At 38.4% G+C, this 20,629-nt stretch carries 22 protein-coding genes and 1 other RNA gene; 7 read left to right on the top strand and 16 right to left on the bottom strand.

The window, feature by feature from the left end; translation table 11 throughout:
- Positions 1 to 9: 9 nt before the first annotated feature.
- Together IGJ99_RS12690 and IGJ99_RS12695 are read right to left on the bottom strand one after the other, a co-directional pair.
- Positions 10 to 498 (bottom strand): DUF3013 family protein, encoded by a 489-nt coding sequence (locus IGJ99_RS12690; RefSeq protein ID WP_010734219.1) that lies wholly within the window; start codon positions 496 to 498, stop codon positions 10 to 12.
- Positions 467 to 1,135: a DNA-3-methyladenine glycosylase gene (locus tag IGJ99_RS12695; protein ID WP_023520430.1), complete on the bottom strand. Its 669-nt coding sequence runs from the start codon at positions 1,133 to 1,135 to the stop codon at positions 467 to 469. The genes IGJ99_RS12690 and IGJ99_RS12695 overlap by 32 nt, the downstream gene beginning before the upstream one ends.
- A gap of 206 nt (positions 1,136 to 1,341) precedes the next feature.
- Here IGJ99_RS12695 and IGJ99_RS12700 point away from each other — a divergent pair, with 206 nt between their 5' ends.
- The 4 genes from IGJ99_RS12700 to IGJ99_RS12715 all read left to right on the top strand — a co-directional run bounded on the left by IGJ99_RS12700 (position 1,342) and on the right by IGJ99_RS12715 (position 3,818).
- On the top strand, positions 1,342 to 2,622 hold the full coding sequence (locus IGJ99_RS12700; protein ID WP_010734217.1) for a replication-associated recombination protein A: 1,281 nt from the start codon (positions 1,342 to 1,344) through the stop codon (positions 2,620 to 2,622).
- Positions 2,623 to 2,699: 77 nt separating this feature from the next.
- Positions 2,700 to 2,894: non-coding RNA, 6S RNA (gene ssrS / locus IGJ99_RS12705), on the top strand.
- Positions 2,895 to 2,985: 91 nt separating this feature from the next.
- Positions 2,986 to 3,273 (top strand): hypothetical protein, encoded by a 288-nt coding sequence (locus tag IGJ99_RS12710; protein WP_349520351.1) that lies wholly within the window; start codon positions 2,986 to 2,988, stop codon positions 3,271 to 3,273.
- Positions 3,274 to 3,344: 71 nt separating this feature from the next.
- Positions 3,345 to 3,818 carry a universal stress protein gene (locus tag IGJ99_RS12715; protein ID WP_010734215.1) on the top strand — a complete coding sequence of 158 codons (474 nt, stop codon included), beginning with the start codon at positions 3,345 to 3,347 and terminating at the stop codon, positions 3,816 to 3,818.
- A 48-nt stretch (positions 3,819 to 3,866) separates the two neighbouring features.
- On the opposite strand, the gene IGJ99_RS12720 is transcribed toward IGJ99_RS12715, so the two are convergent.
- Positions 3,867 to 5,819, bottom strand: coding sequence for a sucrose-specific PTS transporter subunit IIBC (locus IGJ99_RS12720; RefSeq protein WP_023520431.1), 1,953 nt, complete (start codon positions 5,817 to 5,819; stop codon positions 3,867 to 3,869).
- A gap of 229 nt (positions 5,820 to 6,048) precedes the next feature.
- Here IGJ99_RS12720 and IGJ99_RS12725 point away from each other — a divergent pair, with 229 nt between their 5' ends.
- Entirely contained in the window at positions 6,049 to 7,527 is a 1,479-nt protein-coding gene (locus IGJ99_RS12725; protein WP_137072871.1) for a sucrose-6-phosphate hydrolase, read from the top strand.
- A gap of 12 nt (positions 7,528 to 7,539) precedes the next feature.
- On the top strand, positions 7,540 to 8,523 hold the full coding sequence (locus IGJ99_RS12730; protein ID WP_010734212.1) for a LacI family DNA-binding transcriptional regulator: 984 nt from the start codon (positions 7,540 to 7,542) through the stop codon (positions 8,521 to 8,523).
- A gap of 192 nt (positions 8,524 to 8,715) precedes the next feature.
- Here the strand turns inward: IGJ99_RS12730 and IGJ99_RS12735 are convergent, their stop codons facing one another.
- The 9 genes from IGJ99_RS12735 to comGA all read right to left on the bottom strand — a co-directional run bounded on the left by IGJ99_RS12735 (position 8,716) and on the right by comGA (position 14,785).
- The gene (locus tag IGJ99_RS12735; RefSeq protein WP_062806107.1) at positions 8,716 to 9,897 is read right to left on the bottom strand and encodes an acetate/propionate family kinase; all 1,182 of its coding nucleotides are present in this window, start codon (positions 9,895 to 9,897) and stop codon (positions 8,716 to 8,718) included.
- A 24-nt stretch (positions 9,898 to 9,921) separates the two neighbouring features.
- Positions 9,922 to 10,929: a class I SAM-dependent methyltransferase gene (locus tag IGJ99_RS12740; RefSeq protein WP_224434269.1), complete on the bottom strand. Its 1,008-nt coding sequence runs from the start codon at positions 10,927 to 10,929 to the stop codon at positions 9,922 to 9,924.
- A gap of 171 nt (positions 10,930 to 11,100) precedes the next feature.
- On the bottom strand, positions 11,101 to 11,469 hold the full coding sequence (gene comGG / locus IGJ99_RS12745; RefSeq protein ID WP_438770869.1) for a competence type IV pilus minor pilin ComGG: 369 nt from the start codon (positions 11,467 to 11,469) through the stop codon (positions 11,101 to 11,103).
- On the bottom strand, positions 11,426 to 11,851 hold the full coding sequence (gene comGF, locus IGJ99_RS12750; RefSeq protein ID WP_023520442.1) for a competence type IV pilus minor pilin ComGF: 426 nt from the start codon (positions 11,849 to 11,851) through the stop codon (positions 11,426 to 11,428). The genes comGG and comGF overlap by 44 nt, the downstream gene beginning before the upstream one ends.
- On the bottom strand, positions 11,835 to 12,161 hold the full coding sequence (locus tag IGJ99_RS12755; RefSeq protein ID WP_010734200.1) for a hypothetical protein: 327 nt from the start codon (positions 12,159 to 12,161) through the stop codon (positions 11,835 to 11,837). The genes comGF and IGJ99_RS12755 overlap by 17 nt, the downstream gene beginning before the upstream one ends.
- Positions 12,127 to 12,594: a competence type IV pilus minor pilin ComGD gene (comGD, locus tag IGJ99_RS12760; protein ID WP_438770870.1), complete on the bottom strand. Its 468-nt coding sequence runs from the start codon at positions 12,592 to 12,594 to the stop codon at positions 12,127 to 12,129. Before comGD ends, IGJ99_RS12755 begins: the two co-directional genes overlap by 35 nt.
- Positions 12,575 to 12,856 carry a competence type IV pilus major pilin ComGC gene (comGC, locus tag IGJ99_RS12765; RefSeq protein ID WP_010734198.1) on the bottom strand — a complete coding sequence of 94 codons (282 nt, stop codon included), beginning with the start codon at positions 12,854 to 12,856 and terminating at the stop codon, positions 12,575 to 12,577. The genes comGD and comGC overlap by 20 nt, the downstream gene beginning before the upstream one ends.
- Entirely contained in the window at positions 12,853 to 13,902 is a 1,050-nt protein-coding gene (gene comGB / locus IGJ99_RS12770; RefSeq protein ID WP_438770871.1) for a competence type IV pilus assembly protein ComGB, read from the bottom strand. The genes comGC and comGB overlap by 4 nt, the downstream gene beginning before the upstream one ends.
- A complete protein-coding gene (comGA, locus tag IGJ99_RS12775) occupies positions 13,859 to 14,785 on the bottom strand; it encodes a competence type IV pilus ATPase ComGA (RefSeq protein WP_062806102.1) in 927 nt (308 codons plus the stop codon). The genes comGB and comGA overlap by 44 nt, the downstream gene beginning before the upstream one ends.
- 130 nt (positions 14,786 to 14,915) lie before the next feature.
- Between comGA and ade the strand changes: the two genes are divergently transcribed.
- Positions 14,916 to 16,655, top strand: a complete 1,740-nt coding sequence (gene ade / locus IGJ99_RS12780) for an adenine deaminase (RefSeq protein ID WP_224434270.1) — start codon at positions 14,916 to 14,918, stop codon at positions 16,653 to 16,655.
- 52 nt (positions 16,656 to 16,707) lie between these two features.
- On the opposite strand, the gene trmB is transcribed toward ade, so the two are convergent.
- From trmB to IGJ99_RS12800, 4 genes are all read right to left on the bottom strand, one after another.
- Entirely contained in the window at positions 16,708 to 17,358 is a 651-nt protein-coding gene (gene trmB, locus IGJ99_RS12785; RefSeq protein ID WP_010734194.1) for a tRNA (guanosine(46)-N7)-methyltransferase TrmB, read from the bottom strand.
- Between the two features lie 114 nt (positions 17,359 to 17,472).
- Positions 17,473 to 18,252, bottom strand: a complete 780-nt coding sequence (locus IGJ99_RS12790) for a phosphotransferase family protein (RefSeq protein ID WP_010734193.1) — start codon at positions 18,250 to 18,252, stop codon at positions 17,473 to 17,475.
- 301 nt (positions 18,253 to 18,553) lie between these two features.
- On the bottom strand, positions 18,554 to 19,765 hold the full coding sequence (locus IGJ99_RS12795; RefSeq protein ID WP_409173626.1) for an ABC transporter permease: 1,212 nt from the start codon (positions 19,763 to 19,765) through the stop codon (positions 18,554 to 18,556).
- On the bottom strand, positions 19,758 to 20,495 hold the full coding sequence (locus IGJ99_RS12800; RefSeq protein WP_010734191.1) for an ABC transporter ATP-binding protein: 738 nt from the start codon (positions 20,493 to 20,495) through the stop codon (positions 19,758 to 19,760). The genes IGJ99_RS12795 and IGJ99_RS12800 overlap by 8 nt, the downstream gene beginning before the upstream one ends.
- Positions 20,496 to 20,629: the final 134 nt, after the last annotated feature.

The raw sequence follows: 20,629 nt of genomic DNA on the forward strand, positions 1-20,629 counted from the left end.
CGTTGCTCCTTAATAGCTGGGATAGGGTAGATATACATCTTTTTCATTTTGTTGTTTTTCTTCGACTAAACGTGTGAACACATGGTTGTCCCATTTCAATTCAAAGACAGCCGTTTCGTCTTCTGCATCTAAAAAATCTAAAAGATCACTTTGACCTTGTGCTAATACATCATTCAAGTAGTCAATCAGTGCATCGGCTACAGAACTCGCTAACCCTTTCTTTCCTTCATAAGGGATCACTGCCAGATAATCTTGCTCATCAAATATAGATTTTTCTGGGTTGAATAATAAGACACCATCTTCAAATTCAATGATTTCTTCTTCCGAGACAACACCTTGGGCATCATCTAATTCAAAATGTGCCTGATTTTCTGCAAATAAACGTACCACGATCTCAATCGTATGGTTTTTTGTGTCCCAATCTAACGCCACATCATAGTCTGTGATCTTCTTTTCAATGGCTGTATCAAGGTAATCCAATATTGTTGTTTTCTTCATTTTGTTTCCTCCAACCCCAGTCTTCATCGACTTGGTTCTTTTTTTGTAATGAAAGATACGGATTTCCAGCAACGACAAAACGCAATGGTTTTTCCGTCCATTCTCCTTTATTCGGTATACCGATTCTAGGCAACGCCAATATTTTTTTTGGTAGCCGTTTTTTCTCAAAAACCAAACGCAACGAGCTATCACGAATCGACTGTCCATATAAATCTGGTGATAGACCTAAGGCTGCCACTAATTTCCCTGGACCATTACTAATATCAGGACCCGCCTTCCCTTTGCGATTCAGGCTCATTTGCTCAATCCCCTCCACAGGCTCAATAGCACGGATCATCACTCCTTGTGGTACTCCTTCAGGTTGTGTGATGATATTTAAAATCAAGTGGGTGTGCATCGTGTAGAGATAGATCGTTCCTGGTTCTTCATACATTGCACGCACTCGAGGCGTACGCCGCATACCATAACTGTGAGCAGCCAGATCTTCCGGACCTAAGTAAGCTTCTGCATCTACGATATAGCCCCCTAAGCGCCCATTTGGTGTTTCATATTCCAGATACATTCCTAGTAAATCTTTTGCCACTTCTGCCGTTGTTTTATTTAATAAAAGTTCATCTAATTGTTTTTGATTTGTCATTTGCTTCACCACCTTTATCATACACAATATTAGGCAAAGAAGCTATGAAAAAAGCGGGTCAACGAGTTGGCGATTACCATTGCTGAACTAGAGAAACCTATTTCTAGCTTCTCGCCCTATTCTGACTATTCCTCCGCCTTTTGCGCCCCTTTATCCTATGAGATATGTTATAATAAACGAACGAATAATCTAAAGGAGGCAGACTGATGCAACAACCATTAGCCTATCGGATGCGTCCGAAAAATATCGATGAAGTCGTTGGCCAACGCCATTTAGTTGGTGAAGGTAAAATCATTCGCCGAATGGTTGATGCAGAAATGTTATCTTCCATGATTTTATATGGACCACCCGGCACAGGAAAGACAAGTATCGCTAGTGCCATTGCTGGCTCAACTAATTTTGCCTTTCGGATGTTGAATGCCGCGACCGATTCTAAAAAAGATCTACAAGTTGTCGCCGAAGAAGCTAGAATGAGCGGTACTGTGATTCTTTTACTTGATGAAGTCCATCGATTAGATAAAACAAAGCAAGATTTTTTACTTCCGCATTTAGAAAACGGTCGTATCATCTTGATTGGGGCAACCACTGAAAATCCTTATATCACGATTAATCCAGCAATCCGTAGTCGGACACAGATCTTTGAGGTAAAACCGTTAGACGAAGAAGATATCCAATTAGCAATTCATCGTGCATTGTCCGATAAAGAAAATGGCTTAGGAGAATCATCGATTAAAATAGATGAAAATGCCTTGCTTCATCTATCTCGTGCCACTAACGGTGATTTGAGAAGCGCACTTAATGGCTTGGAACTTGCTGTACGTTCCACTAAAAAACAAGAAGACGGTACAATTCATCTCACCCTCGCGATTATCGAAGAGTGTATCCAGCGAAAAGCATTGACGCATGATAAAAATGGGGATGCTCACTATGATGTGATCTCCGCATTTCAAAAATCCATTCGTGGGAGCGACGTGGATGCTGCATTACATTACTTGGCGCGTTTAGTCGAAGCTGGGGATTTAGCAAGTATTTGTCGTCGCCTGATGGTGATTGGCTACGAAGATATTGGCTTAGGCAACCCTGCTGCTGCGGCTCGAACAGTCAACGCTGTGCTAGCTGCCGAACGTTTAGGTCTACCAGAAGGTCGTATCCCTTTAGCTGATGCAGTCGTCGATCTTTGCCTTTCACCAAAATCCAATTCTGCCTATACCGCATTAGATACAGCCATTGCAGACATAAGAGCAGGAAAGGCAGGCGAAGTTCCTGATCACTTAAAAGATAGCCATTATCAAGGGGCCAAGTCATTGAATCGAGGTGTAGACTATCAATATCCTCATAGCTACGAAAATGCTTGGGTCGATCAACAATATCTACCTGATAAACTGAAACATACACAGTATTATCAACCTAAAAATACTGGGAAGTACGAACAAGCCTTAGGACAGCAATATCAGCGCATTAAAGAATGGCAGAAAAAAACACAATAACCACCGTCATTGAAAGCGTTCAAAATTATTGAGCGCCCACATTGCTCTTTTTAAATCCATGTGCTACTATAGAAGTGGGAAATCTGTGATGTTCGAATTGTCCTCTTTGTGTGTTGACCGAACATTTTTATTGATATCTTGGGACCTGTCTTGTGTCACAGCTGGTAACATGCCTTATCATTTGGTAGTTCGATGCGACGACCATGGGACCCACCTGCTTGAATTCGCGGGATCAATACTACAGGACAAACAACGGCATTAACGGAGATTACCATTTTTTTACCTATTAAGAGGCAGTACCGATTTATCGGTGCTGCCTCTTTTATGGTATGATTGGTTTTAGAAAAAGTAGGAGTGGATACAATGATTCGTTTATTGATGGCGATTGCCGCCTTATTGCTATTATTTGTCAGTTATTACTTATTTAAAAAACAAACGATTTTTTTCGTTCTTATCGAACAGAATAAAAAGAATCAAGATTTTCTAAGTATTTTCGGTTCGATCTACGCATTTTTAGGACTTCTAGGACTCGTTGTCGTAGCAATCAATCATCGTTTTTTTGCATTACTTTATTTAGTCATCGTAATTACTGTTGCCTCTGTCTTCAGCATCGGTTTTGCCAAAAAAATGACGAAACCTGACAGTAAATAATTCTCATTTCTTTGAATTTGCTTTACAATAGAATTGTAAACCAAGTATCTTTTTTGAAGGAGTGAATGCTGATGTTACAACAATATAGAAAAATCATGGTTGCGGTCGACGGTTCTGAAGAAGCCGAATTAGCGTTTAAAAAAGCAGTAAACGTTGCTTTAAGAAATAACAGCGAGCTTTTATTAGCTCATGTCATTGACACACGATCTTTCCAAACTGTTTCATCCTTTGATGGCATGTTGGCAGAACAAGCAACAGAAATGGCCAAGCAAACACTAGCCGATTATGAGATGAAAGCTAAAAAAGCTGGATTACATCAAGTGACAACTGTGGTAGAATACGGTTCTCCAAAGCATATCATTGCTAAAGAAATCCCTGAAGACCATGAAGTGGACTTGATCCTTTTAGGTGCAACTGGACTCAACGCAGTCGAACGTCTATTTATCGGTTCTGTTTCAGAATACGTTATTCGCAATGCAGCATGTGATGTTCTAGTCGTACGTACAAACTTAGAAAATCAATTACCAAAAAAAGAAGATAAGTAATTATTTCATAAAAAGCATTGAGAAATAAAAATTTCTCAATGCTTTTTATTAGTTAGATTCTGTCTTTGAACGTAGCATGAGCAATCTTTCTTTGCTATCTACTGTGCCTTCTGTAACAAGAGTAATTGATTCATACGATAAAGAATTGGTAATAATCACCATTACCGTATCATCATAGCCGGCTTGCTTGAGCTTTTGCTGATCAAATCTTCCCAACAACTGGCCTTTCTTTACCTTATCTCCTACCTGAAATTCTGTCGAAAACCCTTGACCATTTAATTCAACTGTATCAATACCGATATGGATCAAAATTTCTCCACCAGCATCTGTTTTCAACCCATAGGCATGTTTCGATTCATAAACAACAGTCAGTTCACCATCGGCTGGAGCAAATAAAAGTCCTTCCGTTGGTCTGATTGCTATTCCTTTCCCCATCATTTCTTGAGAAAACACAGGGTCATTTACTGCTTGCAGTGATATCAGTTCACCAGAAACAGGAGCGACGATTACTTCTTCTATCACACGTTCCTCCTCTTCTTTTGCATCACTCGGTACATCTGCTGTTTCCGGTTCTTCACTAGCAAGTAGGTATGCATGTTTTTTCCCATAAAGATATGTTGTAGTGAAACCAACGAGTAAACTGATCAGGATACCTATCATGAAAAAAGGAATCTGATTAGGCGTAATTGAAATAAAGCCGATGACGCTGGCGGGACCTAAAGCAATAGCAAGTACATGGAAAAAACCGATGAACATGGAGGAAATCCCGGCAGCAATCATTCCACAAATAAATGGAAACTTTAATTTTAGATTGACACCAAAAATTGCTGGCTCTGTAATTCCTAGTAAAGCAGAGATGCTAGCAGAAGTTGCTAAACTTTTTTGCTTTGTATTTTTAGTCAATAACATGATGGCAAGTGTTGCTGCCCCCTGTCCAACGTTTGCCATTGAAGCAACTGGGAAAATAAATGTTCCTCCCGTTCGAGCCACATCAGCCAATAAAGATGTTTCAATTGCTGGAAAACTTTGATGAAGACCAGTGATCACGATTGGTGAATAGAACAAACCAAAAATCCCTAAACCGATTGCTCCGGTTGTTTGATACAACCAACTCAATCCTGCTGTTAAGCTGTCTCCGACTGTTTGCATCACTGGACCAACCACAACGAATGTCAAAAAACCTGTAATGATAATTGCTAACATCGGTGTAAATGTATAATCAAATGCATTAAGTAAACGTTTATGGAAAAATTTCTCTAAATTCGCCAAAATCCATGAAACAGCTAAAACTGGTAAGACCGATCCTTGGTAACCTGCTTGAGCAATGTTTAACCCAAAAATATTCCAATAAGGCATTGTTCCTTCTGCCACAGCATTTGCTACGCTGTACCCATTGACCAGCTCCGGCATCACCATCGCCATTGCCATTGCTGCTCCTAGATAAGGATTGCCACCAAATCTTCGCGTTGCTGAAAAACCTACTAGGATCGGGAGAAATGCAAATGGAGCAGAAGCCAGTAAATTAATAATGCTAGTCACATCTTTTAAATTAGGATACATCTCAATCACTGATTGTGGTCCGAATAGATCTTGTGCGGTCAAAACATTATTGATTGCCATCAATAACCCACCTGCGACTAAAGCAGGAACAATTGGTACGAATATATCAGACAGTACTTTGATCAAGGACATAAAAGGATTCTGTTTCTTCCCTGATTGTGCTACCGCTTTCAAATCGTCAGTCGATGCTTCTTTTGTACCGGTCAGCTGGATAAGTTCGTCGTAAACATTATTCACATCACCTGCGCCTATAATGATTTGGAATTGATGGTTTGCTTCAAAGGTTCCTTTTACTTCATCAATGGCATCTAGTGCCTTTTGATTCACTTTCGCTTGATCTTTTAATACTAAACGCAAACGAGTTGCACAATGTGCGGCAGCTTGGATATTATTTTCCCCTAGTGCGTCATTGATTTCTTTTGCCACTTTTTTATAATCCACTTTTTGTCCCCCCTATATAATCTAAACATCAATTTTTTGTAACCGTTATCCTAGCTTGAGTATGCCACGACACTTCATAATTGTCAAACGTTTATCAAAAATAAAGCTTATATTTTATAATAAATAACTAGAGAGAATGATAAAACAAACAACAATAATGATATGCGTTTGACATTAATGCTGGTTCGAGCTATTCTATAATAGAATACGTTTACAAGGAGTCGTACTTATGAATAATAATTTTAAATGGACACGTCAACTACGTTATCAAGCTTATCAGGCGTGGCCTCAAGAGTATCAAACACTGTTAAAGGAACAAGTAGCTCATTCTCCTTGGCGTTTGGATTACCACATTCAGCCACCTTCTGGTTTGTTGAACGACCCAAATGGTTTTTCTTTTTTCAACGGCAAATGGCACTTATTTTACCAAGCTTATCCGATGGGCGCTGTTCATGGGTTAAAATCTTGGTACCACTTGACTTCTAAGAATTTAGTCGATTGGCAAGAGGAAGGATTGAAACTTCTACCCAGCACATCATATGATAGTCATGGCGTCTATTCCGGTTCAGCACTTCCGGTTAATGACAAATTATTTTTGGCCTATACAGGCAATGTCCGTGATGAAAATTGGGCACGCACTTCGTATCAGTTGGGTGCATGGATGCAACCTAATGGCGAACTATCCAAATTAACCACCCCACTGATTTCTAAGCCACCTTACGGCTATACACAAGAATTTCGAGATCCTCAAGTGATTTTTTATAAAGACGAATATTTGTTATTGTTGGGTGCACAAAATCAAAATAAACAAGGGGAAATTTTAGTTTACCGTAGTCCCGATCTAGACACTTGGTCTTACGCAGGTCCTTTACAATTTACGCAACAATCGATGGGATTTATGATCGAGTGTCCTAACTTAGTATTCATTGACGGAAAAGCGCTATTGCTCTTTTGTCCACAAGGCTTAGAACAGTCAATTTTGGAGTATCAAAATATATACCCGAATGCTTACATCATCGGAGAAGCCTATGACATCGAAACGAATCAACTTACCCAACCTTCAACCCTTAAAAACCTTGACGAAGGCTTTGATCTTTATGCTACTCAAGCATTCAACGCTCCTGATGGTCGTGCCTTAGCAGTTAGTTGGATCGGGTTGCCTGAAATCAGTTATCCGACTGATCCATTTGGCTGGGCTCATTGTTTAAGTATCGTCAAAGAGTTGACGATTGAAAATGGGACACTCCATCAACGTCCTGTAAAAGAAATGAGTCAATTACGGATTGATCCGCCATGTTCTTTGAATCATTCAGTCTCACAGATAAATACCGAGCAAAATCGCTACGAAATCAACTTAGAGTTTAAAGAAAATCAAAGTGGAAAAATTCATTTATGTAGTGATCCCATGGGAAATAACGGATTGATCCTCTCTTTCGATCGCAGGCATGGTAAAATGAAAATAGATCGTAGCTTATCAGGAGAAGTATTTGCAGAAGATTATGGTGTCACAAGAGAATTTACAATTTCACAAGAACCTTTGTCTTTACAAATCTTTGTTGATATTTCTGTAGTCGAAATCTTTATCAATGACGGTAAACAAACGGCTACTGCCCGAATTTTCCCTTCAAGCGAACAGACCACACTCTTGATCGAATGTGACCATGCCTTCTCAGGAACGCTTTGGAAGTTACGTAAAATGAATGAATAGAGGGTAAGTTAAATGGTTGTTAAATTAACCGATGTAGCCAAAAAGGCTGGAGTCTCACCAACCACTGTATCACGTGTCATCAATAACTACGGCTCATTGAGCCAAAAAACAATCGATAAAGTAAATCAAGCAATGAAAGAATTAAATTATCAACCCAATTCATTGGCTCGTTCTCTTCAAGGAAAAAACACCCAATTGATTGGCTTGATTTTTCCTACAGTTGCCAACCCTTTCTTTGGTGAATTAGTCGAACAATTAGAAAGTAAGCTATTTGATTTAGGATACCGTTCAATATTATGCGATAGTGCAAACAATAAAGAAAAAGAACGAAACTACCTCAACATGTTAGCTGCAAACAAAGTAGATGGTATCCTTGCTGGAGCGCATAATCTGGGTATCCAAGAATACGAAAATATTGAACTACCCATTGTCTCCTTCGACCGCTATTTAGCAGAAGGAATTCCAATTATCAGTAGTGACAATTTACGTGGTGGATACTTAGCTACCGAAAACCTTTATTTAAAAGGTGCCAGAAACATTGCCATCTTAACTGGCTCCCAAGAATCAAATTCACCGACCAATCAACGATTGAATGGATATTTGGCATTTATGGAAGAATTCCAGTTAGAGCCGCACGTGTTTCATTTTCATTCTACTGCCCGCTCAACTGCTTTAAAAAATTTAGAGATCAAACGGATTTTAGAAATGGAAACAATTGATGGTTTATTTTGTACAGACGATTTAACTGCTATTTTAGCCTATAATCTCTGTCAAGAGTTGCATATTAAAATTCCTGAAGAAATAAAAATCATCGGGTATGATGGAACAAAAATGATTCAAAATTATTTCCCACAGCTCTCGACCATCGCACAACCAATTACAGATATTGCTGACATCTTAGTCGACCTAATGCTCCAACGGATCCAAGATCCAGAGAAACCACTTGAATCCAACTATGTGTTGCCAGTGAAATTGATTCAAGGAAGCACGACATGAAACAATCAGCGATTTGAATGAAAGTATATCTTCTATTTTCCTATTACTAGAAGATATACTTTTCTTAGGCGTTGCTTCTAGCTTCGTTCAGCTGATTTAAATTAGGCAAAAAACCAAAAAGAGCTGGACAATGTCCAACTCTTTTTTTAGAACCCTTATGTTAATCTGACTAATTTCTTAGCGTCATCCAAATTAACGCAAGCGTTCTACATCACGTGCAATCATTAATTCTTCATCTGTTGGGATGACTAATACTTTGACTTTTGAGTCTTTTGTTGAGATGTCTAACTCTTCACCACGTAATTTGTTCAATTCTGGATCGATTTCACAACCAAACCATGTCATACCTTTGATCACTTCGTTACGCACATGACCATCATTTTCTCCGATACCCGCAGTAAATACGATTGCGTCAACGCCGTTCATTGTTGTTACATAGCCACCAATATATTTACGGATACGGTCAACAAACACATCATAAGCCAAACGGATTTCTTCTTTATCGTAATTGTTTTCAAGGTCACGCATATCACTAGATAGATTTGTTAACCCTAAAAGACCAGATTTTTTGTTTAAGATATCAACCATTTCATTGATATCGATCGATAATTTTTCCATTAGATAAGGTAAGATCGCTGGATCGATATCACCAGAACGAGTACCCATCGTTACACCTGCTAATGGCGTGAAGCCCATTGATGTATCAACAGATTTACCACCGTCAACAGCAGTAATTGAAGCACCATTTCCTAAATGACAAGTAATGATTTTTAAGTCTTCGATTGGTTTACCTAACATGTCTGCCGCACGTTCAGAAACATAACGGTGACTTGTTCCGTGGAACCCATATTTTCTCACTTTAAAATCTTCATAGTAAGCGATTGGTAAGCTGTACAAGTAATTGTGTTTTGGCATAGTCGCATGGAAAGACGTGTCAAAGACAGCTACACTTTGGATATCTGGCAAAATTTTCTTAAATGCTTTGATTCCCATTAAGTTGGCAGGATTATGCAATGGCGCAAATTCTGCTAATTCTTGGATGCGTGCCATTACTTCTTCATCAATGACTACAGAGTCACCATAAGTTTCTCCACCGTGAACGACACGATGTCCGACACCTGTGATTTCATCATATGCGCCTAAAATATTTAATTCGATCAATTGGTCTAATAACATTTTTACAGCAACTTCATGATCATCAATATCTAAGATTTGTTCAAATTTTTGGCCTTCACCATATTTGATTGTAAAAATTGAATCATTTAATCCAATTCTTTCAACGATTCCTTTAGCGACTACAGTTTCTTCTGGCATTTGGTATAACTGCCATTTTAAACTTGAACTTCCAGCATTGATTGCAATTGTTTTTGACATGTTACTCTCCTTTTTGGTAAATAGTTATAAGGAAGCTGATTTCCAGTTTTTAAATTCGTTAAAAAACTTCGTCACCTTCTCTGGCTCTTTTAGTGAATCAAGTTTAACAAGCAGTACTTCCTTGGTTTGTTTTGCTTGTTTGCCTTTTTTCTGTAAAATCAAAATACTTTTTTGTGATTGCTTATTTCGGAACAACTCATCCGGCAATTGGATCATACCTTGAAGATAGCCTTCTTCTTTAAACCATTTTTTAATGTCCTCGCTTTGCTCTGTCTCCAAGAAATTGCTTGGCATCAAGAATAAACCGAAACCATCTGGCTTGACGTATTTCATTGCCTGTTCCAATAAAAGATGATGAGCATAACTGTGACCTTCTGTCGCGCTTGTCAAAAAGTCTTGCGCTTTTTGATCATTCGGATAAAAGCCGATTGGCAAGTCACTGATAGCGACATCAACTGGTTCGATCAATAATTCTTGTAATCCATCTTGGTGAAAGTATTGAACACTCGCTTGCGCCAACTCACTTGTAGAAGCCGCGACAGAGAGTAGTGTATCATCGATATCCACACCAAAACCTTCTGTATGGTATCCAGCAATGTTTAGGTTTAAAAGAACTGTTAATAACAAATTGCCCATTCCTGCTGAAATATCCAAGACACCGATTTTTCCTTTATGATCAGGGAATAGTTGTTCGATCAAGAAAACAAACAAGAAACCAATACTATCTGGTGTCAATTGATGGTTTGCTTGTAAGTGCTCGGTTTGACTTCCCTTTAACAAAAGCAACTGCGATAAACGACGCCACTCTTCCGGTTCAAATGATAATTCACTCAGTTTTTGATAAAGTTCTGAGATCTGTTGGGTTGTCTTTTCATTTGGTACACCATCTACTACACGTACTTGATAGTTGTCTCTTAAATTTTCGGCATTTTCAACATAAGCTTCTAAAAAAGAAGTTCCCAATGCGTTTTGTAAAAGCTGAATAGCTTCCAGGTTTTGCTCAAACCCTTGTTCCATTTTTTCTGGTAACATCGTGCGCCTCATTTCTAGATATATTATAACAATTATTTTACCTGTTTAATTCTAACGAACAATCACTAAAATTTCAATCGTTTTCATCCTTTTTCTTTGTGAAATAGCGAACATTCAACACCTTCAAAACAGCTGTATTATAGAAAAGAACGGTTATTGCTTTGGAACCTCTTAATCTGTAGTATTTTCTGTATCAATGATTCGCTCTGTAAATTCAAATTGGAAAGGTGAAACAGTTATTACTAGCTCCACTAGGTCCTGTTTGACTGTATACTGGACCGTACCTACATTGTAATCATACTCCCCTTTGCCTTGCTCTTCCAACTGATTGGATTCCATCAGAAACATTTGCTTGATGATCTTTGCTTGGTAATATTTTTTTATGCGTAAATAACTGTCTATTTTTAGACGATAACTTTCAAGTAATCCTTGCATGAAGAATATACATAATAGAAAAAGAGCCAAGCTCGAAAACAACACATTTCCTTTTAACCGCTTATGTTTTTTGCTTTGTCCAAATACCATACTTGTTATCTCCATTCATAAATTCAACATGCAGTAAAATCACTCGATCTTCTTCTTTGAATTGGACATGCTTAACACCTGTCAGCATAGGCTGATGGCCACCAGCAGTTCCACGTTTTCTGATCATTTGCTGATAGCCTTCTATGACGAACGTTTTCTCGTTTTCATAATATAAGCGATTCTCAATGATCGAAATACGTTGACTTGAAGCAAGTTCGTTTTCGAATTGAGCTAAGAAAATTAACCATTCTGTTTGTTCGTCTTTTTGAAAAAATGTATTCAACTTTTCGCTTTGTCGAATAAAGAGACCAAATGATAAAAGAATCGTATTTAGAATAAGTAATGCAATCAGACATTCAATCATTGTAAAAGCAGATACTTTATTTCTTCCGTTCAATGGCGATCACTTCATTTCCATCATTGATTGAAACTTTTCTTATTCTCTGGCTTTGCGTATCGATTACTGTAGTTCCCCGCTCCCACTCTGCTGGTCTTGTCGGCAACTCTCCATATCTACGATAGTTTCTCACGTCTTCATACAATGTCCTCAATAGAAGAATTTCTCGGTCTTTGGTTTGTTCTTGTTGGATCAAGAACAAATTACCAGAACTCATAATATAAATACTCATGGCTGTGATCATTAGCGCGGTTAATGATTCAAGCAGTACAAAGCTAGCTAGATTGGATTCTTTTGATATAACGACCACCTCCTAGTTGGAATTGGTAAATGATTCTTTGTTTCTTTTCTGGCCAATAAAATTCATACGCCTTCAACGAGCTTTCGTTCCCTGTCTTCGCAGCATAAGTAATCGGTGCATGATGTTGGATGGTCAAAGCTTCAGGGATCGGCAACACTTGCCACTCCATTGATGAGTAAGGAGGCACCTCAAATAAAAGACTATGACGCTTTGGATCATAATAAAAACGAGTAACTTGTTGATGGATAATAGCACTTTGTTGTACGAGATCGATCCTTTTTTCTAGCTGATCAAAAAAACGATGGATCGATTGTTCTTTTTCTAAAGAATGGAATGAGAGGACAGGAAAGATAAAGAAAGCAAGGGAGACAATCAAGACAATAATCGTTTCTGCTAAAGTGTAAGCTTCGGTGAGGTATTTATTAGTTCTTGCGATACGCATCGGCATGTTCCTGTTTGATGTATCCTTCTCGTAATAGTTCATCAATACTTGGGATCTTTCCATCATTTTGTAATGCGTAAAGTTCACTTTGAGCATCAATCAGTTGCATAACTGCTTCACGACCTTCCTTATTGACATGATCACGATAACGAGAAATATTGGGGATAAATAGTAAAACTAACGCACTAATGACGAGTAAGACGATCAACATTTCAATCAGTGTAAAACCTTTTAGACGAGCCATTCTTTTTCTATTCTTCATTTTAGAACCTCCTCGATATTTCCATATACTGGCAACAAGATAGCCACATAAATCAGCAAAATCAATACAGCAATCCCTAAAAAAAGGACTGGTTGGACCCAGTGCAACCAACGATGGATTTTTTGAAAAAATTCTTCACGTGTCAAATCACTGTAAAACAATAATTCTTTACCTAAATTTCCTTTGGCTTCTCCTTGTAGTACGATTCGACTAAACTCGGTCGTCAAAAAACCGTATTGCTCAAATTGTTGCGCCAAAGGAATACCTAGTTCGAGCCCTTCCATTAATTGATACGCTAAAGACTGAACCAAACTTCCTTCTTTAGTTTCTTTCAAACAGCGAATAATTTGTTTCAAGTCGAGGCCTTCATAAAATAGTTTGCCTATTTCTAGTGCTAGATAAGCTGATTGATAGGAACGATAGATCTTTCCTATCATCCATTGCTTACTTATCCACTCACTTCTCTTGACAACTTCCAACTTTTTCAAGCGAAAAAAAATCATTGAACCACAAAAAATACTACTACCAACGGCACCTAAGAATAGCCAAGGACTTGTTTGAAGCAATCGAATCCCCCAATGTGTCGTGGTGACCATGTCGGTCTGAAGCAATTGTGGCAAGACGAACTCACTTAGACTGACTAAAATGCCGACTAAAAAGACCAACAATACCAGTGGATAGCTGATGACCTTTTTTAAGTCTCTTCGAAATTGTTCAATCAATCGAAATTGTTCAGCGATGCCCTTTAAAGTTTCGACTAAATTTCCATGGACTTCTGCCAGTTCCACCTGTACGAGTTGCTCTTGCTTAAATCCCAATTGCTGAAGGACAAAATGAAAAGATTCGCCAGCTTGAAGATTTCTTTTAGCGAAATGGACATAAACTTGTGGTATCAGTTGCAGTAATTCCAATAAATCAATTGCTTGCTGTAAACTAAAGCCATTCAAGAGTAACTCACCGATCGTTTGGATAAAACGAGTTTGTTGTTTGTGATCCATCTTTTTAAAATGGATAGGATTGCCAAACATTTTTTTGTGCCTCTTCATAGCTAGCTCTCCATTCTTTTCTTTCGATTTCATTGTCAGAAAAACAATAAGACCACAATGCTGTCAGTTGTTCATTAAAATCAGGCAGCAACTCTTGATAGATAACGCCGGACAAACATTCGTCAAATCCATCGTTTCTCGTTAGTTCTTTCATCCTTGCCACAGTCCCCTTGAGATCTCGTGCATGGACGGTAGCAAATACACGATGGCCCGTCAACGCTGCCCGAATCGCTGCATCTGCTGTCTTCTTATCTCTGATTTCACCGACAATCAATAAATCAGGACGATGACGTAAGGCTAGTTTTAATAGCTGATCATAAGTCTGATCGATTTTTTCATTGACTTGTAACTGTAAAAACAATGGCTCTTCAATTTCTACTGGGTCCTCGATCGTGATCACTTGTTCCTCATTCCTACGAGCAAGGTGATACATCAATGACGTTTTACCAGAACCGACCGGTCCACTAAACAAAAACAATCCACGGTTGTTCGTACTCCGCTCAATAACTTGCAAGTCTTTGGGGACAAAACAGCGAAAACTTTTTTCATTCAATGCATAGAGTATCCGGATGACTAAGCTCTCTCTTTGTAAATAATCACCTACGGACGAGAGTCTTAATCTTATCATTCGTTGATCCACTAAATAAGTCAGTGAGCCTAGTTGTGCTTTTCTTCTTTCACCGATATCCATTTGTCCCAGGTACTTAAAACTAGCGATCAATTGTTGTCCAATCTCAAGGGAGATCGATTTTTGGAATGTTCGTCTTTTACCTGTACGAAAATAAACCTTAAAATCTTCTACATATGGCAAAATATAGATATCTTGCACTTTATTTTTAGCTCCTCCATAAATGATCTCATTTGCTAAATCTTTTATCTTCATTTCTTTGCCCTCCAAGAAAATATACGTCTTTTTAAGATGAATCGTTTATTTTTACAAAATTTAATGAAAATCATAGGTTAAATCCGAATTTATGTTATACTAGTAAAAATTTATTTGGGGAGGTTTCAGAGTGGATTCGCACTTAAACAAACACATTGCAGTTGCAGGAAAAAAACAACCCGCTGATTTAGTTATCAAACATGCAAAAATCGTCAACGTCTTTACGAAAACAATCATGGAGGGTGATGTCGCTGTCTGCGACGGAAGAATCGTAGGTATTGGGGAATACGAAGGTACGACTATCTATGATGCAAAAGGACAGTATTTAGTTCCTGGTCTGATCGATGGTCATGTGCATATCGAAAGTTCTCTATTAGCACCTAAAGAGTTTGCGAAAATCTCTCTATTACATGGTGTGACAACAGTAGTAACTGATCCTCACGAAATCGGTAATGTCGCCGGAAATGTGGGCCTTGAATTTATGCTGGCAGATGCAAGAGAGACACCAATGAATATATTCATCATGCTACCTTCATGTGTGCCTGTCACACCATTTGAAACAAGTGGCGCTGTCTTAGATGCAAAAGCACTTGCTCCTTTTCTTGAGTATCCTGAAGTACTTGGTCTAGCTGAAGTAATGAACTATCAGTCAGTCGCTTCAAATGAGCAAACGATTATCGATAAATTACAGCTGATGCATCAAAAGAACAAAAAAATCGATGGCCACGCCGCAGGAATAAACGGAGACGACTTAAACGTTTATTTAACTGCGGGCATTCGAACAGACCACGAAGCAACGACCGCCCAAGAAGCGGAGGAGCGTTTAGCGCTAGGAATGTATTTGATGGTTCGAGAAGGAACCGTAGCAAAAGATCTCCAGGCACTCTTACCTGCTATCACACCAGACAATTCACGTCGCTGTTTATTCGTGACTGATGACAAATTGATCAATGATCTTGTAACAGAAGGTTCCATCGATCATATCGTCCGTGAAGCCATCTTGGCGGGCATGGACCCACTACAAGCCATCCAAATGGCTTCATTGAATGCGGCAGAATGTTTTGGCTTACAACATTTAGGGGCAGTTGCGCCAGGCTATCAGGCAGACTTTTTCTTAACAGATGACTTGAAAAAGTTGCCGATCAATACCGTGTTCTATCAAGGAGAAACGGTTGTGATAGATGGACAGTTGGTCCCTGAAGTTACAAAATTAAAAATTCAGCCAGCGATTGATGCATTACCAAAAATGACAGTTGCACCATTTGGTCCACACTCTTTAGAACTAGCTTTATCTTCATCAACCGCTCATGTCATAGAAATCATTCCAAATAGTTTGTTGACCAACGATTTATTGGAGCAAGTTCAAGTCGATAATGGTTCTTTCACTCCTTCAGTGGCAGATGATCAACTAAAGATTGCTGTCATCGAACGACATCATGCTACAGGAAATATTGGTCTAGGAATTGTAAAAGGATTCCAACTAAAAAGGGGGGCCTTAGCTACTACGGTGGCTCACGATTCACATAATATCGTCGTTGTAGGAACAAATGATGAAGATATGTGCTACGCTGCTGAACAATTAATCCAAAAAGGCGGCGGGATGATTGTTGTAGATCAACAAACTGAATTAGCTTGTTTACCATTACCTATTGGCGGTTTGATGTCACTCGAATCTTATGAAACAGTTAATCAGCAATTACTGAACTTGACTGACCAAGCACATCATTTAGGCGCAAGTGAAGCATTCGATCCATTCTTGACACTTTCATTTTTAACGTTATCAGTTATTCCTGAATTGAAAATCACTGATATGGGGCTCTTCTCTTTTTCAAAATTTGACTTGATTCCCGTCTGTGATCAACAAGACTAAAAAAATAAAAAAGAAGAGACAAGAACTTACAGTTCCTACTCTCTTCTTTTTTCTATTTGGTTTTGTCCACAAACTGTGCTTCCACACGATAGATCCGTTGTCCTCGAGAAGAAAACTTCTCTTCATATTCTGTCATGATATTGTCTTCAAAATCACTTTGATGTAAATCAAGCCAGACTTTTTTTAGACGCATCCCGTATTGTGAAAAACTAGCCAACGAATATTCAAACAATCCTTGATTATCTGTTTTGAAATGAATTTCGCCATTTGGTTTTAGGATCTCTTCGTCAACAGCTAAAAATGTACGATACGTCAAGCGCCGTTTTTCATGTCTCTTTTTAGGCCATGGATCTGAAAAATTCAAATAAATCTGATCGATCTCATTCTCTGAAAAGTACTCAGTCAAAGCAGAACCGTCCACGTGCAATAATCTTAAATTAGGTAATGGTTCCTCCAATACTTTATCTAAAGCAATAGACACGACACTTACTTGCATTTCGATCCCAATATAATTGATTTCTGGATGAGCTTTGGCCATCCCAGTAATAAACTGTCCTTTTCCCATGCCGATCTCAATATGGATTGGTTGATCATTGCCAAATAATTCTTTCCATTTTCCACGCCATTTTGTTGGCTCACTGATGACGATCTCTGGATGAGCGGCTAGCATTTCTGCTGCATTTGGTCGGTTGCGAACACGCATCTTTTTCTTCCTCTCTATTCCTATAAAAGATTGTTCCTTGTATTTCACTGAATTTATTGTAAACCGCTATTGGTATTACCCCTAAAAATAAAAAAATCAACTGAATATCCGAGCTTAACCACTAAAAATTCGTTTGAGTTGTAAAATCTCTTCATTCATTCGTCGATAATCTTCACGTTTGCAGTAGCGTGTGATTTCTTGTAATAGGTTCATCACCGCATACCAATGTAGTTTTTCTAAAATTTCATCTGTTGGTCGGATACCGTAGCTGATCAACCACTGATTCCAACTAGACAATGGCACGTAATTTCCTAAAATAGTCGCGATATCTACCGCTGGATCAGCGAACATGATTGAATCCCAATCAACTAAATATAAATAATTTTTACAGACTAACCAATTCCGATGATTGACATCTCCATGCACGACCGCTAATTTTTCCTTGTCTACCGAAGGAACTTGTTGGCACAAATAGCGATAAACGAGTTGTAAAAATTGATTGTTTTTTAAGCTATCCGGCAAATCTTGTTCATAATATTGCAGCATTTTCTGGGGTGTCAATACTCTACCACCAATTCGAGAAAGCATGGTTTTTAAAGACGTTGAATGATGTAGATGATAAAGTACATCAATGACATCATTTCTTTGGCCAATCTCACTAGGCGTCAACAAGCGGCCTTCCAGCCATTCTTGTGCGGTCAAGGTATCGCCATCTCCTGTTCGCTTAGTCCACACTAATTTAGGCGTAATGCCTTCACGAGAGAGTGCAGCGAGCATTGGCGTTGTGTTCCTCTTGATAAAAACTTTGTCTTTATCACGCATGCCTATGTATGTTTTTCCTGTGTCACCTTTGATGGGGCGTAACCGCCACTCTTGGTCTAACTGAAACTCCATCGCGCATTCTCCCGTCCTCTACTATATGTTTGCAGTATCTATTATTCTAGTCGCCCAAGTCTTGAACGTCAAGCACATATACGTTCTTTTTCTATGTTTTGCCTTCTAAAAAACCAACTTTTATCAAAATAAAAAAAGTCCCTAGTGATTTCTTCCTATTAATAAGGTTTAATACATCCTTTTTTGACCATGGAAAAAAATAGGAAAGTTCGAAAAAACATAAAGTAATTTCGGACTTCCCCACAATTCTTGTGATCTATTCTCGTAAAATAATAAAATTTTTCTGCTTGATTTCTCAAGGCTACTCCGCAACCTTCTTGAGCCGCGATGGCACGTACCATTTGATCAAGAGTCCGTTGACAACAAGATAGACTAAGATAGGTAGCCATCTCTCATTTCCATCAAGAACAACAGCAGCGATCACTCCAAATAAAACAGCAACAAAAGTCAATAACCACGTCAAAAGACGTTGGAGTGCTCCACTTTTTTGACTCTGTGGGATAGGATACAATTGGACCAAGATCATATAGCGAAACTGACTGTATAACGGTAATAACTGAAAGCCAATCAAATATAGAAATAATGAGCCAATACCTAAAGTAAAGTATAGATCGTTGATTCCGGCGATAATGATCGAGCCAATCACTGTCAAACGTACGTACAAACCAATAAAGTCTGACCCTCTAGCAAAACGTCGAACAAATAAATAAAAATACGTGTTTTTCGTTTCTTTCTTGATTCCTCGTAACACCGGATCAAGATAACGGCGCCTTTTGACTTTCGCGGTGATCTCCGGCACATCTGTAAACAAATTGATGAACTGATAGATTTGGTGCAAACGTTGTTTTTCTAATTTGATCATTTTTTCCCAGTCCAAATGAGCGGACAGTTTTTTCCATAAGAACCCATAATAGATCCCAGCTTGAACAGATGAAAGAATCAAGCCCAACCAAATATTCCCATAAAAAGAAAGAAGTAAGATCCCAAATGACGAGACCCACCAACCATATTTAAACAGGTTTTTACGTGTTTCTTCCATACGATAAAAATCTACTCGCTTCACTTGTAAATGACTAGACTTCAAACTCCATAGTATAAGTAGATAAACAAAAAATAGCGAAAATGGTTGTTGCGTTGAAACCACAACTAACGGCATCGCAAATCCACACACTAATCCTAGAAAAACCATAGGAAAAATACAAGAATAACGAAAAGCTCGTTGCAAATAGCCTTTCATTTCTTTTTCTTTCGGTAAAAGAAAAACTAAATCTGCCGGCTCCGCAAAAGTCGCGATTTTCCCAACGATCAAGCAAATCATCCAAATCAATGAGACGATGATACCTCCCATCGAAAAAGGAGCTTCAAGTGTTTTTAGCCAGTTAGAATAATAAAGGCCTAGACCCCCAATCAAAAATAAACAGACTAATACAAAATGGTCGTTGAATACATAGCGTAAATATTTCATCATTTTTTTATGATGTTTTGCTAGTCTTTTTTGAAAAAAATCATTCATAACCTTGCTCCTTCGTCAATGCGATGTAGATTTCATCTAGGGATGCTTCCGGCATTCGAAAAGCAGTTTGCAACTCTGCTAACGTGCCATCTGCTCTGATTTCTCCTTCATGAAGAACAACAAAACGGTCACAATATTTTTCAGCAGTGGCTAAAATATGCGTAGACATCAAAATACCCGATCCTTCATTTTTCATCTCGACCATTAATTCCAACAAAGCATTGATTGCCAACGGATCTAGCCCTAGAAAAGGTTCGTCAATGATATACAAAGATGGTTCAATCAAAAAAGCACACAAAATCATTACTTTTTGTTTCATCCCTTTTGAAAAATTCGCTGGAAACCACTCTAACCGATTGGACAAACGAAACGTGTGTAACAACTTTTCTGCCCGTTTCATCGCGATATCCATTGGAATGTTATAAGCCATCGCCGTTACTTCAATGTGTTCTTTTAACGTAAGTTCTTCATATAATGAAGGTGTTTCTGGAATATAACCAATTTGTTTACGATAATTTTCTACATCCTTTTTAAGGGATAATTGATTGATCTCGATTTTGCCTTTCGTTGGTTCAAGCAAACCGATAATATGTTTGATCGTTGTACTTTTTCCTGCTCCATTCAAACCAATCAACCCAACCATTTCTCCAGGTTGAACGTTAAAACTGATATCTTTCAAAACAGGTAAATGACCATAGCCACCTGTAACATGTTCGATTTTTAAACTCATATTTCTTCCTCCGTTATTATATTATCTTCATTATACCACGAAGCAAATCACGTCCAATTATTTTTTACGTGCATTCTCACGAACTTATGTTAAAGTTGAGGTAACGAAATTTGAATAGAAGAAAGGTGTTTTTA

This window comes from Enterococcus sp. AZ095b, assembly GCF_051714725.1.
GTDB lineage: Bacteria > Bacillota > Bacilli > Lactobacillales > Enterococcaceae > Enterococcus_B > Enterococcus_B pernyi.

Coding starts and splice junctions, on each gene's coding strand:
- comGA (WP_062806102.1), bottom strand. CDS start 14,785: ATGAAGATAAAAGATTTAGCAAATGAGATCATTTATGGAGGAGCTAAA.
- comGG (WP_438770869.1), bottom strand. CDS start 11,469: ATGGAGATAACAAGTATGGTATTTGGACAAAGCAAAAAACATAAGCGG.
- IGJ99_RS12740 (WP_224434269.1), bottom strand. CDS start 10,929: ATGTTACCAGAAAAAATGGAACAAGGGTTTGAGCAAAACCTGGAAGCT.
- IGJ99_RS12695 (WP_023520430.1), bottom strand. CDS start 1,135: ATGACAAATCAAAAACAATTAGATGAACTTTTATTAAATAAAACAACG.
- comGD (WP_438770870.1), bottom strand. CDS start 12,594: ATGCGTATCGCAAGAACTAATAAATACCTCACCGAAGCTTACACTTTA.
- IGJ99_RS12735 (WP_062806107.1), bottom strand. CDS start 9,897: ATGTCAAAAACAATTGCAATCAATGCTGGAAGTTCAAGTTTAAAATGG.
- comGB (WP_438770871.1), bottom strand. CDS start 13,902: ATGAAGAGGCACAAAAAAATGTTTGGCAATCCTATCCATTTTAAAAAG.
- IGJ99_RS12715 (WP_010734215.1), top strand. CDS start 3,345: ATGTTACAACAATATAGAAAAATCATGGTTGCGGTCGACGGTTCTGAA.
- trmB (WP_010734194.1), bottom strand. CDS start 17,358: ATGCGTGTTCGCAACCGACCAAATGCAGCAGAAATGCTAGCCGCTCAT.
- IGJ99_RS12710 (WP_349520351.1), top strand. CDS start 2,986: ATGATTCGTTTATTGATGGCGATTGCCGCCTTATTGCTATTATTTGTC.
- IGJ99_RS12700 (WP_010734217.1), top strand. CDS start 1,342: ATGCAACAACCATTAGCCTATCGGATGCGTCCGAAAAATATCGATGAA.
- IGJ99_RS12690 (WP_010734219.1), bottom strand. CDS start 498: ATGAAGAAAACAACAATATTGGATTACCTTGATACAGCCATTGAAAAG.
- IGJ99_RS12790 (WP_010734193.1), bottom strand. CDS start 18,252: ATGGAGTTTCAGTTAGACCAAGAGTGGCGGTTACGCCCCATCAAAGGT.
- IGJ99_RS12725 (WP_137072871.1), top strand. CDS start 6,049: ATGAATAATAATTTTAAATGGACACGTCAACTACGTTATCAAGCTTAT.
- IGJ99_RS12795 (WP_409173626.1), bottom strand. CDS start 19,765: ATGAATGATTTTTTTCAAAAAAGACTAGCAAAACATCATAAAAAAATG.
- IGJ99_RS12800 (WP_010734191.1), bottom strand. CDS start 20,495: ATGAGTTTAAAAATCGAACATGTTACAGGTGGCTATGGTCATTTACCT.
- comGC (WP_010734198.1), bottom strand. CDS start 12,856: ATGAAGAATAGAAAAAGAATGGCTCGTCTAAAAGGTTTTACACTGATT.
- IGJ99_RS12730 (WP_010734212.1), top strand. CDS start 7,540: ATGGTTGTTAAATTAACCGATGTAGCCAAAAAGGCTGGAGTCTCACCA.